This is a genomic window from Streptomyces sp. NPDC001832 (assembly GCF_040297265.1).
Taxonomy (GTDB): domain Bacteria; phylum Actinomycetota; class Actinomycetes; order Streptomycetales; family Streptomycetaceae; genus Streptomyces.
Window position 1 is genome coordinate 106,955 of record NZ_JBEOYU010000001.1, and the last position, 13,074, is coordinate 120,028.

The following is a 13,074-nucleotide window of genomic DNA, read 5'->3' on the forward strand; positions in this document are numbered from 1 at the left end:
GGCGGGTTGTTGGCACGCCCACACTCGCGCCCCTGTGCCAACACCAGTTGAACTACGGACGACGTCGAGTGGCATCCTTCCTGTGCACTTGGCCTGCCCGGATACCGCACCTGGTCCGTGCCGTCCGCCGCAGACCGCCCTGCTCACGCGGCTCGTGTGAGCAGGGCGGCCCGACAGCCTCTCGGCTCAGGAACCCGTCCGCGACCGCGCCTTGAACGCCGCCTTGCGGGCCTCCTTGGCCTTCTTCTTGTCGCTGTGCAGTCGCCCCATCGCTTCGAGGACGTCCGCCGTCGCCGGGTGCTCCACCCGCCACGCCTCGTCGAAGAAGCCACTGTGCTGGCCTGCCAGGCCCTCGACCAGGCCCTGGAGCTCGTCCAGGTCACCATCGGCCTCCAGCTGGGCCGCCATCGTGTCGATGGCGAGCCAGAAGATCATCGGCTCCGGCGGTGCGGGTACGTCCGCCGCGCCCAGCTCCGCAAGCCAGACCCGCGCGAGACCGCCCAGCTCGGGATCGTCCAGCACCGCGCGTACTGCGGGCTCCGCCTCCGCGCCGACCAGGGCGAGCGCCTGCTGGCAGTGGAGGCGACGCAGAGGCGCCTGCTGGTCCGCGCCGCGTGCCGCTGCGAGGAGTTCGGCCGCGGCGCCGTCAGCGCCGCGCCGGGCGAGCCACAGCTCGACCTCGCTGCGGGCCACCGTCTCGGAGTAGTAAGCGATGCCGTCGAGGAGCGCGTCGGCATCCTTCTCCGCGAGGTCGCCGATCACCGGGGCGTCCACTCCGGCCTCCAGCATCCGGGCCCGGATGCCGTACAGGCCGAGGGGGGTCAGCTTCACCATTCCGTACCGGGTGATGTCCTCGTCGTCGGCCGGCGGGGCGGCGTCCTCGCCCTCCTCGGCCAGCAACGCCTCGTCCACCGGGCGGTATTCGACGATCCCGATGGGTTCGAGGACCCGGAACTGCTCGTCGAGGCGCATCATCGCCTCGGACACCTGCTCAAGGATGTCGTCGGTGGGCTCAACCATGTCGTCGGGGACGATCAGCGACGCGGCGAGCGCGGGCAGCGGTACGGGCCCCGCGTCCATGCCGGCGTCGCCTGCGGTGAGCACATACAGATTGCCGAGGATCGCGTCGAGGAATTCCTCCTCGGCATCCGCGTCCCAGTCCAGGGATTCGAAGTCGATCGAGCCGTCCTCGCCGACGAGATCGGCGAGGTCGTCGAAGAACGGCATGGTGGCGTCCACCTGGACGGCCTCCAGGCCGTCGAGCCAGATCGAGAGGACATCCTGCGGCGAACCGCCGGTGATCAGCGCCAGGTTCTCACCGGCGGCGGCGGTCCCCTCCGCATCCTCCCCCGCGGCCTCCTCCGGGTCCTCGACGTCGACGAGCCCCGTGTCGACCGCGAGCCGCCACGCCTCGCTCGCCTCCGCCGCACCGTCCTCGTCCGCCGTGAGGCCGAGGTATTCGGCCGCTGCGGGCAGCTGTTCCTCGACGAGTTCGCCGCCGGCGCCGACCCGGGTCTCCGGGCCCGCCCAGCGGGCGAGCCGGACAGCACGGGCGAGCAGCGGCGCGGCGAGCGCGTCCCGTGCCAGCTCGGCCTCGGTGTGCAGCCGTACGGGCGGCAGGGTGGGGCGCTCTGCGGACATCAGGTGGTTCTCCTCGGGACGTACGGGGCGTACGGGTTCAGGCGCCCCAAGCGTAGACGCATTTCGTCCCATGCCACCCGGTTCCTGCGACAGACAGCGGTGGTCCGCCCCTGGAACCTTGACAACTTCCTTGCCACACAAGGGTTGACGCGCGTAGATATCCGCACCCTACCCTTGATACCTCCCACAACTATTGAGCATTTCTTCTCCTTCACCCCAAGAAGAACTAAGTAGACCTTCACGGTCTGGCGACCGACACTTCAGGGATGACAGCACCTGTAGCCCCCTTCGGCCGCGCGCTCTGCGCGACACCGGGCCGGTCCGCGAGCCGCTGCAGCCCGCCGGACGCGAGGCGACCGACGGGCTGCGGAGGGCGTACGAGGAACTTCTCGCCGCTACGAGCGAAACACGCACAAGTACCGCGACCGGCACTAGTTGTGGCTGTGCAGGATCTCGTTGAGGCCGCCCCAGACCGCGTTGTTCGGGCGGGCCTCGACAGCGCCGGTGACCGAGTTGCGGCGGAAGAGGATGTTCGAGGCGCCGGAGAGCTCACGGGCCTTGACGATCTGGCCGTCCGGCATCGTGATGCGACTGCCGGCCGTGATGTAGAGCCCGGCCTCGACGACGCACTCGTCGCCGAGCGCGATCCCGACACCGGCCTCGGCGCCGATCAGGCAGCGCTCGCCGATGACGATGCGCTCCTTGCCGCCACCGGAGAGGGTGCCCATGGTGGAGGCGCCGCCGCCGATGTCGGAGCCGTCGCCGACCACGACACCCGCGGAGATCCGGCCCTCGACCATCGACGTGCCGAGGGTGCCCGCGTTGTAGTTGACGAAGCCCTCGTGCATGACGGTGGTGCCGGAGGCGAGGTGCGCGCCGAGCCTGACCCGGTCCGCGTCGGCGATCCGGACGCCCTTGGGCGCGACGTAGTCCGTCATCCGGGGGAACTTGTCGACCGAGGTGACCTGGAGGTGCAGGCCGTCGGCCCGGGCATTCAGCCGCACCCTCTCCACGTCGTCGACGGCGACCGGGCCGAGCGAGGTCCAGGCCACGTTGGTCAGGAGGCCGAAGATCCCGTCGAGGTTCTGGCCGTGCGGCCGGACGAGGCGGTGCGAGAGCAGGTGCAGACGCAGGTATACGTCGTGCGCGTCGAGGGGCTTGTCGTCGAGCGAGGCGATGACCGTACGCACAGCGACGATCTCGACACCGCGGCGGGCGTCCACCCCGATGGCCTTGGCGGCACCCTCGCCGAGGAGGTTGACGGCCTGATCGGGGGTGAGCCGTTCGGTTCCGGCCGGGCCGGGCTCAGCGGTGAGCTCGGGGGCGGGGAACCAGGTGTCGAGAACGGAACCGTCGCCGGCGATGGTGGCGAGGCCGGCGGCGACGGCGCCGGTGGTGCGAGCAGGAGTCGTGTCGGTCATGACACGAACCTAACCGGCGGGGCACCGCCGGAGCCAACCGGTCTCGCCGGATGGTCGCGCGCGGCCCCCGGGAGCCCCGACCCGCTGGTCAGCCGGGCTGCACCTGCCGTTCGGCCGGATCGGTCCGCCGGGACAGCAACTCGGCCGTGCCGTCGATCCGTACGGCAGCTTTGCGCCACCGGGACGCTACGGTGTCCCGACCAGCGCACAGGACGACAACACACAACGGAGCAGCAGTGGTTCAGGACGCAGGGTGGGGCGGTGGCCCGCCGTACGGCGGAGCACCGTACGGCGGGCCGCCGGGATGGGGCGGCTGGATGCCGCCGCCGAAGCCGGGAGTGATACCGCTGGCACCCCTGGAGCTCGGGGACATACTCGGCGGCGCCTTCAGCGCGATGGGGCGCTACTGGAAGCAGCTGTACGGTATCGGCGTGGCCGTGTACGGCGGGGCACTGGTCGTGGTGGGGGCGACGGCCCTGATTGCGTACTGGGCGGTCGGTAGCCATCTGCACCGGATTATCACGCTCAGCGCCCAGAAGGACCCGTCGTCGAAGGACCTCGCACCGGTACTGATCGCCCTCGGCGCCGTCTGGCTGGTCGCCGTGGTCGCATCCGTGATCGGCACAGCCATGATGCACGCGACCGTTCCGGTGGTCCTGCAGGAGGCTGTGCTGGGCAGGCCGACCACTTTGTCCGTCGTCTGGCGCCGGGCCAGGGCCCGCGTGCCGGCGCTGATCGGAACGGTGATCCTCGCGGCCCTGATCGCGATGATCCCCTTGGTACTGGCGATGGTCGGCTTCGCCGCCCTCATGATCGGCGCGATCACACGGGCTCCCGAAGTCGCGCTGGGGGCCTCGCTCGGCTTCCTGGGTGCCCTGGTCACCGCTCCCCTGGCGGCCTGGCTCTGGGTGAAATTCAGCCTGGCCCCCTCGGCTGTGGTCTTCGAGGGGCAGCGCCCGGTGGCTGCACTGCGCCGCTCGTCGCAACTGGTGCGCGGCGACTGGTGGCGGATCTTCGGGATCGGCCTGCTGGCCTTCGCCATGGCGGCCGTGGTGAACTACATCATCCAGATCCCGTTCTCGTTCCTCGGCATGTTCTCCGGCGTCGTCGGCGGCTCGACCCTGAACGACGCCCCGAACCTCGCGGCGGTCGCCTACGCCATGAGCGGCTATGTGGTGTTCGTCCTGCTGGGACAGCTGATCGGTCAGCTCGTCTCGGCGACGTTCCCGCAGCTGGTGACCGGACTTCTCTACGTCGACCGGCGCATGCGTACGGAGAACCTGGGCCCGGTCCTCGCCGAGGCGGCGGCGGTACCGCCGCCGCAGTACGGCGTGTAGGCCCGCGCCCCCTCGGAGACTGCCGGGTGACCTCTCATCGGATGGCCACCCGACGGCCTTTCAAACGCCGAACGGCCCCCGGCAAAAGCCGGCGGCCGTTCGGCGTTGCAGTTGGCTCAGACGTTGAAGCCGAGCGCGCGCAGCTGCTCGCGCCCGTCGTCCGTGATCTTGTCCGGGCCCCACGGCGGCATCCAGACCCAGTTGATCCGCAGCTCGCTGACGATGCCGTCGGTCGCGGACTTCGCCTGGTCCTCGATGACATCGGTCAGCGGGCAGGCCGCGGACGTCAGGGTCATGTCGAGGGTCGCGATGTTGGCGTCATCGATGTGAATGCCGTAGATCAGGCCCAGGTTGACGACGTCGATGCCCAGCTCGGGGTCGACGACGTCGTACAGGGCCTCGCGAACCTCCTCCTCGGAGGCAGGCTTGGTGGTAAGAGTCTCGTTGTCGCTCATGCCGTCTTCCCTTCGGACAGCGCTTTCGCCGTCGCGTCCTTCCACGCCATCCAGCTCAGCAGCGCGCACTTGACCCGGGCCGGGTACTTCGAGACACCGGCGAACGCGACCGCGTCCTCCAGTACCTCCTCCATCGCGTCGTCCGGCTCCAGCTGGCCCTTCGACTGCATCAGTTCCAGGAAGGTCTCCTGGATCTTCTGCGCCTCGCCCAGCTTCTTGCCGACCAACAGTTCGTTCAGCACGGACGCGCTGGCCTGGCTGATGGAGCAGCCCTGACCCTCGTACGACACATCGGCGATGGTCTCGCCGTCGTACTTCACCCGGAGAGTGATCTCGTCGCCGCACGTCGGGTTGACGTGGTGCACCTCGGCGTCGCCGTCCCGCAGGCCGCGCCCGTGGGGGTGCTTGTAGTGGTCCAGGATCACTTCCTGGTACATGGAATCAAGCTTCACCAGTCAACCCTCAGCCGCAGTGCCTATTAACCGAAAAAGTTCCGTACGTGCTCCAGACCGTCCACCAGGGCGTCGACCTCGGCGGGCGTGGAGTACAGATAGAACGACGCTCGCGTCGTAGCAGGAATTCCGTACCGCAGGCAGACCGGCCGTGCGCAGTGGTGTCCGACCCGGACCGCGATGCCCTGCTCGTCGAGTACCTGGCCCACATCATGGGGGTGGATGTCGCCGAGCGTGAAGGAGATCGTGGCGCCGCGGTCCTCGGCCGTGGCAGGACCGATGATCCTGAGGTCCGGGACCTCCAGGAGCCGCTTCACCGCGTACTCGGTGATCGCGTGCTCGTGCCGGTAGATCTTCTCCATGCCGATCGCCGAGAGGTAGTCCACGGCCGCGCCGAGACCGACGGCCTGGGCGATCGGGGGCGTACCGGCCTCGAACTTGTGCGGCGCGGGGGCGTACGTCGACGAGTGCATCGACACGGTCTCGATCATCTCGCCGCCACCCAGGAACGGCGGCAGGTCCTCCAGGAGCTCCTGCCGGCCCCAGAGCACGCCGATGCCGGTCGGTCCGACCATCTTGTGGCCGGTGAAAGCCACGAAGTCGGCCTGCAGCGCCTGCACGTCGAGCACCATGTGCGGGGCGGCCTGCGAGGCATCGACGCAGACCAGCGCGCCGACCTGCTGGGCACGGCGGATGATCTTCTCTACCGGGTTGATCGTGCCCATGATGTTCGAGACCAGAGTGAAGGAGACGATCTTCGTCTTCTCCGTGATGATCTCGTCGATGTTGGACAGGTCGAGACGGCCGTCGTCGGTGATGCCGAACCACTTCAGCTTCGCGCCGGTGCGCTGCGAGAGCAGCTGCCACGGCACGATGTTGGAGTGGTGCTCCATCTCCGTGATGACGATCTCGGTGTCGTGGTCCACCCGGTAGGGCTCATCGGCCCAGCCGAGCATGTTGGCCACGAGGTTGAGCGACTCGGAGGCGTTCTTGGTGAATATCACCTCGTTGCGGCTGGGCGCGTTGATGAACGCGGCGACCTTGTCACGGGCGCCCTCGTACAGCGCCGTGGCCTCCTCGGCGAGCACGTGCACGCCACGGTGCACGTTGGCGTTGTGCCGCTCGTAGTACTTGTTGAGAGCATCGAGCACCTGGCGCGGCTTCTGCGAGGTCGCCGCGTTGTCCAGATAAACGATCTTCTTCCCGTCGTGGACCGTACGATCCAGCACGGGGAAGTCCTTGCGGATCGCCTCGGTGTCGAGGAGGCCCGGCAGCTGTGTCACGCGGAAGCGCCACCCTTCACATATGCCTCGTAGCCCTCGTTCTCCAGCTTGTCGGCGAGCTCGGCGCCGCCGGACTCGGCAATGCGGCCGTTGGCGAAGACGTGCACGAAGTCGGGCTTGATGTAGCGGAGAATCCGCGTGTAGTGCGTGATCAGCAGGGTGCCGACCTCGCCGGTCTCGCGGACCCGGTTGACCCCCTCGGAGACGATGCGCAGGGCATCGACGTCCAGACCGGAGTCGGTCTCGTCGAGGATCGCGACCTTCGGCTTGAGGAGCTCCAGCTGAAGGATCTCGTGGCGCTTCTTCTCACCGCCGGAGAAGCCCTCGTTGACGTTGCGCTCGGCGAATGCGGGGTCCATCTGGAGCTGAGACATCGTCTCCTTGACCTCCTTCACCCAGGTACGCAGCTTGGGCGCCTCGCCGCGGACGGCGGTGGCGGAGGTACGCAGGAAGTTGGAGACCGAGACACCGGGGATCTCGACCGGGTACTGCATCGCGAGGAACAGACCGGCGCGGGCGCGCTCGTCGACGGTCATCTCCAGGACGTCCTCACCGTCCAGCGTCACCGAACCGCGGGTGATCGTGTACTTGGGGTGACCTGCGAGGGAGTACGCGAGGGTGGACTTGCCGGACCCGTTGGGGCCCATGATGGCGTGGGTCTCGCCCTGCTTCACGGTCAGGTCGACGCCCTTGAGGATCTCCTTCGTGGCGTTGTCGGCCTCGACGGAGACGTGCAGGTCGCGGATTTCAAGCGTTGCCATGGGTGACTCAGGACTCCTGGGTGACGGAGACGAGCACATCGTCCCCTTCGATCTTGACGGGGTATACGGGGACGGGGCGCGTCGCGGGAAGGCCGGACGGCTTGCCGGTGCGGAGGTCGAAGCTGGAGCCGTGCAGCCAGCACTCGATCATGCAGTCCTCGACCTCTCCCTCGGACAGTGAGACGTTCGCGTGCGAGCAGATGTCGTTGATCGCGAACACCTCGCCCTCGGTACGGACGACGGACACCGGAATGCCGTCGAGCTCCACCCGCTTCGGGGTGTCGTCCTCCAGCTCACTCAGCGCGCAGGCTTTGACGAAGGCCATCAGACGGACGCCTTCAGCTCGGTCTCGATCTTGTCGAGCAGCCGCGCCTCGACGTCCGGCAGACCGATCTGCTGGACGAGCTCGGCGAAGAAGCCGCGCACGACGAGTCGGCGGGCCTCCTCGGCCGGGATGCCGCGGGACATCAGGTAGAAGAGCTGCTCGTCGTCGAAGCGGCCGGTCGCGGAGGCGTGGCCGGCTCCGACGATCTCACCGGTCTCGATCTCCAGGTTCGGCACCGAGTCGACCCGCGCTCCGTCCGTGAGGACGAGGTTGCGGTTCATCTCGTAGGTGTCGGTGCCCTCGGCCCTGGCCTGGATGAGGACGTCACCGATCCACACCGCGTGTGCGCCGTCGCCCTGGAGCGCGCCCTTGTAGGCGGCGTTGGACTTGCAGTGCGGGGTGTTGTGGTCGACCAGGAGGCGGTGCTCCTGGTGCTGGCCCTGGTCGGTGAAGTACAGACCGAAGAGCTCGGCCTCGCCGCCGGTGCCCGCGTAGCTGACGCGCGGGTGGAGACGGACGAGGTCACCGCCGAAAGTGACGACGATCGACTTGAACGAGGCGTCCCGGCCGACCAGCGCATTGTGCTGGCCGACGTGGACGGCGGTCTCGTCCCAGTCCTGCACGGAGACGACGGTGAGCTTCGCGCCGTCACCGAGGATGTAGTCCACGTTGGCGGCGAGCACCGTGTCACCGGTGTGGTCGATGACGACGACGGCTTCGGCGAAGGCACCCAGTTCGACGACCTGGTGGCCGTAGGCCACGCCGCCCTCGCCGTGCACCGCGATGCGGATCGGCTCGGGGAGCACGGCCTCCTTGGCGACCGTGACGACGGACGCCTGCTCGAAGGACGAGTACGCCTGGGCAGCGACGCGGTCCACCGGGGTGCCGGCCTTCCCGAGCCGGGAGTCGTCCCGGCCGACGGTCTCGACCGTGACGCCCTCGGGGGCCTCGATCGTGACCTTCACACCGCCACCGGTGGCGACGGCCGTGCCGTCGTGCAGCCCGCGCAGCCGCTCCAGCGGCGTGAACCGCCATTCCTCCTCGCGGCCGTGCGGGACCGGAAAGTCCGCGACGTCGAAGGACGGGGGTGCGCTCATCCGCGTGGCGACGGTCGACTCGGCGGCCACCGCGATGGACCCGGTGGTGGTGGACCCCGCCGGAGGGGGTCCCCCCGCTCGAACGGAGCCGAGAGTGGGGGAATTCTGAGCCTCAGCCATGGCTGTCGTAGTGCTCGCTTTCTCTGTCAAAAGTCGGGGGATTCGGTCGTCAGGCTGTGGCTAGCCGACCGCACCCTCCATCTGCAGCTCGATCAGCCGGTTGAGCTCGAGGGCGTATTCCATCGGCAGCTCCTTCGCGATCGGCTCGACGAAGCCGCGCACGATCATCGCCATCGCCTCGAACTCCGTCAGACCGCGGCTCATCAGGTAGAAGAGCTGGTCCTCGGAGACCTTGGAGACGGTCGCCTCGTGCCCCATCGATACGTCGTCCTCGCGGACGTCGACGTACGGGTAGGTGTCGGAGCGCGAGATCGTGTCGACCAGCAGTGCGTCACAGAGGACGTTGGACTTCGCGCCCGGCGCGCCCTCGCCGATCTCGATCAGACCGCGGTAGGAGGTGCGGCCGCCGCCCCGTGCCACCGACTTGGAGACGATGTTGGACGAGGTGTTCGGCGCCATGTGGACCATCTTGGCGCCGGCGTCCTGGTGCTGGCCCTCGCCCGCGAAGGCGATGGACAGGGTCTCGCCCTTGGCGTGCTCGCCCATCAGGTAGACGGCCGGGTACTTCATGGTGACCTTGGAGCCGATGTTGCCGTCGACCCACTCCATGGTCGCGCCCTCGTAGGCCACGGCGCGCTTGGTGACCAGGTTGTAGACGTTGTTCGACCAGTTCTGGATCGTCGTGTAGCGGCAGCGGCCGCCCTTCTTCACGATGATCTCCACGACCGCGGAGTGCAGCGAGTCGGAGGAGTAGATCGGCGCGGTGCAGCCCTCGACGTAGTGGACGTAGGCGTCCTCGTCGACGATGATCAGCGTCCGCTCGAACTGGCCCATGTTCTCCGTGTTGATACGGAAGTAGGCCTGCAGCGGGATGTCTACGTGGACCCCCTTGGGCACGTAGATGAACGAACCACCGGACCACACGGCCGAGTTCAGCGAGGCGAACTTGTTGTCGCCGACCGGGATGACGGTGCCGAAGTACTCCTTGAAGAGCTCCGGGTGCTCCTTCAGCGCGGTGTCGGTGTCGAGGAAGATGACGCCCTGCTCCTCCAGGTCCTCACGGATCTGGTGGTAGACGACCTCGGACTCGTACTGCGCGGCGACACCGGCGACCAGGCGCTGCTTCTCCGCCTCCGGGATGCCGAGCTTGTCGTAGGTGTTCTTGATGTCGGCGGGCAGGTCCTCCCAGGACTCCGCCTGCTGCTCCGTCGACCGCACGAAGTACTTGATGTTGTCGAAGTCGATACCCGACAGGTCGGAGCCCCAGCTCGGCAGGGGCTTCTTGTCGAAGAGTCTGAGGCCCTTGAGGCGCAGCTTCAGCATCCACTCGGGCTCGTTCTTCTTCGCCGAGATGTCGCGGACGACATCCTCGGAGAGCCCGCGCTTGGCTGCGGCGCCTGCCGCGTCGGAGTCGGCCCAGCCGAATTCGTACGTGCCCAGACCCTCGAGTTCAGGGTGGGCAGTCTCCGTGGGGAGCGTCATGCGGGGTTCCTCCCGGCCGTGCTTGCAGATGCTGAATCGGTGGTCTTCGGTGCTGAGTGGCCGCTGCGCGGAATGTACGTCGTACACACACCGTCGCCGTGGGCGATGGTGGCCAGACGCTGCACATGCGTCCCGAGGAGGCTGGAGAAGAACTCCGTCTCCACCTCGCACAGCTGCGGATACTGCTCGGCGACATGGGCGACCGGGCAGTGGTGCTGGCACAGCTGCTCGCCCTGCTGCGGGCCGGGCGCGCTACGCGCCATAGCAGCGTACCCGTCGGCGGACAAGGCCTTGGCCAGCGCCTCGGTGCGCCGCTCGGGGCCTGCGGCCTCGATCGCCGCACGGTACGCCTCGGACTGGGCCGCGATCCTGGCCCGGGCGAAAGCGACGACCGCTTCGTCACCCGAGGTCTCGGCGATCCAGCGCAGCGCGTCCGCGGCGAGCTTGTCGTAGGACTGGTCGAAGGCGTCCCGCCCGCAGTCGGTGAGGGCGAACACCTTGGCCGGGCGGCCTCGGGTCCGCGCCCCGTACACCCGCTGTTCGCGGGCCTCGACGACGCCGTCCGAGACGAGGGCGTCGAGATGGCGGCGGACCGCGGCCTGGGTGAGGCCGAGGCGCTTCGCCAGCTCGGCGACAGTGGACGGGCCGTGGTCCAGGACGGAGCGCGCGACCCGGTTGCGCGTCGAGCGCTCTCCGGTCGCGAGTTCCTCCTGCGGTGACTCCCGCCTGGCCTCGCCGTTTTTCACAACGCCATTGTTGCGTAATTCATCGAGCCCTGACAACCACGGTCCGAAACGATCTACGGTGCGGTTCATCACTTAGGGTTACCTAATTCAGCCCCGGGAGACGGGCCTTCCCCGCCCCTGCCTAGACTTACCGGCCATGAAGAGCGAGCCCGTCCGCCCGTCACCCGGCCGCCACCCCCCGTCGAGGCGCTCCGCGCCGCACCTCGCCATCGAGGTCCATGGCCTGGTGAAGCGGTACGGCCCCAAGACCGCCGTGGACGGCCTCGACCTGCGCGTGGGCACCGGCCTGGTCACCGCCGTCCTCGGCCCCAACGGCGCCGGCAAGACCACCACCATAGAAACCTGCGAGGGCTACCGCCGCCCGGATGACGGGACGGTGCGGGTTCTCGGTCTCGACCCGGTCGCCGACGCCGCGAAGCTCCGCCCCCGGATCGGCGTGATGCTCCAGTCGGGCGGCGTCTATTCCGGGGCACGCGCCGACGAGATGCTCCGCCACATGGCGAAACTCCACGCCGATCCGCTGGATGTCGACGCCCTGATCGAGCGCCTCGGCCTCGGCAGCTGCGGCCGTACGACCTACCGCCGGCTCTCCGGCGGCCAGCAGCAGCGGCTCGCCCTGGCGATGGCCGTCGTCGGCCGCCCCGAACTGGTCTTCCTGGACGAGCCGACCGCCGGCCTGGACCCGCAGGCCCGCCGCTCCACCTGGGATCTCGTAAGGGAGCTGCGCACCGACGGCGTGTCGGTCGTCCTCACCACCCACTTCATGGACGAGGCCGAGGAGCTCGCCGACGACGTCGCCGTCATCGACGCGGGCAAGGTCATCGCCCAGGGCAGCCCCGAGACGCTCTGTCGCGGCGGCGCCGAGAACACCCTGCGCTTCACCGGCCGCCCCGGTCTCGACCTCGGCTCCCTCCTGAAGGCACTGCCCGACGGCGTGGAGGCTGCCGAGGTCGCTTCCGGCACCTACCGCATCACGGGCGACGTCGACCCGCAGCTGCTGGCCACTGTCACCTCCTGGTGCGCGCAGCACGGAGTGATGCCGTCCGGCATCTCCGTGAAGCGTCACACCCTGGAGGATGTCTTCCTGGAACTGACCGGCAAGGAGCTGCGCGCATGAGCGCCGGTACGTACGCCCCGCGGGCGGGCGCCGCCCCGCTGTCCCGCATGATCACCGCACAGACCGCGCTGGAGACGCGGATGCTGCTGCGCAACGGCGAGCAGCTGCTACTGACCGTGATCATCCCGACGCTGCTGCTGGTGCTGTTCAGCGCGGTCGACATCGTGGACACGGGGGCGGGCGAGTCCGTCGACTTCCTGACTCCGGGCATTCTCGCGCTCGCCGTGATGTCGACAGCCTTCACGGGCCAGGCCATCGCCACCGGTTTCGAGCGGCGGTACGGGGTGCTCAAGCGGCTCGGTGCCTCGCCGCTGCCCCGCTGGGCGCTGATGACCGCCAAGACGCTTGCGGTACTGGTCACCGAGGTGCTGCAAGTGGTGCTGCTCACGGTGATCGCGTTCGCGCTGGGCTGGTCGCCGCACGGCAACCCCTTCGCCGTCCTGATGCTGCTCGCGCTCGGCACCGCGGCCTTCTCCGGGCTCGGGCTGCTGATGGCGGGGACGCTGAAGGCGGAGGCGACGCTCGCCGCGGCCAACCTGGTCTTTCTGTTGCTGCTGGTCGGCGGCGGGGTGATCGTTCCGCTGGACAAGTTCCCGGACGCGGTGCAGTCGGTGCTGGGGCTGCTCCCGATCACGGCGCTGTCGGACGGACTGCGGGATGTGCTCCAGCACGGCGCGTCGATGCCGTGGAGCGACCTCGGCATCCTCGTGGTGTGGGCGGTGCTCGGGCTGGGCGCGGCGGCGAAGTTCTTCCGCTGGGAGTAGGAGGGCCCGGTCGGTCCTGGACCGAGCGGCGGACACGTTCTGTCGACGTTTCGGGGTAACTCGTCCCCCTCGT

13 protein-coding genes are annotated in these 13,074 nt (G+C 68.6%); 3 read left to right on the plus strand and 10 right to left on the minus strand.

The window, feature by feature from the left end:
* Window positions 1–186: 186 nt before the first annotated feature.
* Window positions 187–1,641 carry a hypothetical protein gene (locus tag ABT115_RS00540; protein ID WP_351782174.1) on the minus strand — a complete coding sequence of 485 codons (1,455 nt, stop codon included), beginning with the start codon at window positions 1,639–1,641 and terminating at the stop codon, window positions 187–189.
* Window positions 1,642–2,072: 431 nt separating this feature from the next.
* Window positions 2,073–3,062, minus strand: coding sequence for a 2,3,4,5-tetrahydropyridine-2,6-dicarboxylate N-succinyltransferase (dapD, locus tag ABT115_RS00545; protein ID WP_351782177.1), 990 nt, complete (start codon window positions 3,060–3,062; stop codon window positions 2,073–2,075).
* 236 nt (window positions 3,063–3,298) lie between these two features.
* On the opposite strand from dapD, the gene ABT115_RS00550 reads away from it, so the two are divergent.
* Window positions 3,299–4,399, plus strand: coding sequence for a DUF7847 domain-containing protein (locus ABT115_RS00550; RefSeq protein WP_351782180.1), 1,101 nt, complete (start codon window positions 3,299–3,301; stop codon window positions 4,397–4,399).
* Window positions 4,400–4,515: 116 nt separating this feature from the next.
* On the opposite strand, the gene ABT115_RS00555 is transcribed toward ABT115_RS00550, so the two are convergent.
* From ABT115_RS00555 to ABT115_RS00590, 8 genes are read right to left on the minus strand one after another with little or no spacing between them, the layout of a single operon-like run.
* Window positions 4,516–4,854: a metal-sulfur cluster assembly factor gene (locus ABT115_RS00555; RefSeq protein ID WP_030974666.1), complete on the minus strand. Its 339-nt coding sequence runs from the start codon at window positions 4,852–4,854 to the stop codon at window positions 4,516–4,518.
* Window positions 4,851–5,306, minus strand: a complete 456-nt coding sequence (gene sufU, locus ABT115_RS00560; RefSeq protein ID WP_351782183.1) for a Fe-S cluster assembly sulfur transfer protein SufU — start codon at window positions 5,304–5,306, stop codon at window positions 4,851–4,853. Before sufU ends, ABT115_RS00555 begins: the two co-directional genes overlap by 4 nt.
* Before the next feature lie 26 nt (window positions 5,307–5,332).
* The gene (locus tag ABT115_RS00565) at window positions 5,333–6,589 is read right to left on the minus strand and encodes a cysteine desulfurase (protein WP_351782186.1); all 1,257 of its coding nucleotides are present in this window, start codon (window positions 6,587–6,589) and stop codon (window positions 5,333–5,335) included.
* Complete coding sequence (sufC, locus tag ABT115_RS00570) at window positions 6,586–7,350, minus strand: Fe-S cluster assembly ATPase SufC (RefSeq protein WP_114243913.1); 765 nt, start codon at window positions 7,348–7,350, stop codon at window positions 6,586–6,588. Before sufC ends, ABT115_RS00565 begins: the two co-directional genes overlap by 4 nt.
* Before the next feature lie 7 nt (window positions 7,351–7,357).
* The gene (locus ABT115_RS00575) at window positions 7,358–7,675 is read right to left on the minus strand and encodes a bifunctional 3-phenylpropionate/cinnamic acid dioxygenase ferredoxin subunit (protein WP_093899509.1); all 318 of its coding nucleotides are present in this window, start codon (window positions 7,673–7,675) and stop codon (window positions 7,358–7,360) included.
* On the minus strand, window positions 7,675–8,892 hold the full coding sequence (gene sufD, locus ABT115_RS00580) for a Fe-S cluster assembly protein SufD (RefSeq protein ID WP_502969000.1): 1,218 nt from the start codon (window positions 8,890–8,892) through the stop codon (window positions 7,675–7,677). Before sufD ends, ABT115_RS00575 begins: the two co-directional genes overlap by 1 nt.
* Window positions 8,893–8,952: 60 nt before the next feature.
* The gene (gene sufB / locus ABT115_RS00585; RefSeq protein ID WP_351782190.1) at window positions 8,953–10,374 is read right to left on the minus strand and encodes a Fe-S cluster assembly protein SufB; all 1,422 of its coding nucleotides are present in this window, start codon (window positions 10,372–10,374) and stop codon (window positions 8,953–8,955) included.
* Entirely contained in the window at window positions 10,371–11,120 is a 750-nt protein-coding gene (locus ABT115_RS00590) for a helix-turn-helix transcriptional regulator (protein WP_351782193.1), read from the minus strand. Before ABT115_RS00590 ends, sufB begins: the two co-directional genes overlap by 4 nt.
* Before the next feature lie 136 nt (window positions 11,121–11,256).
* Between ABT115_RS00590 and ABT115_RS00595 the strand changes: the two genes are divergently transcribed.
* Window positions 11,257–12,237 carry an ABC transporter ATP-binding protein gene (locus tag ABT115_RS00595; RefSeq protein WP_351782196.1) on the plus strand — a complete coding sequence of 327 codons (981 nt, stop codon included), beginning with the start codon at window positions 11,257–11,259 and terminating at the stop codon, window positions 12,235–12,237.
* Complete coding sequence (locus ABT115_RS00600) at window positions 12,234–13,001, plus strand: ABC transporter permease (RefSeq protein ID WP_351782199.1); 768 nt, start codon at window positions 12,234–12,236, stop codon at window positions 12,999–13,001. The genes ABT115_RS00595 and ABT115_RS00600 overlap by 4 nt, the downstream gene beginning before the upstream one ends.
* The last annotated feature ends 73 nt before the right edge of the window (window positions 13,002–13,074 follow it).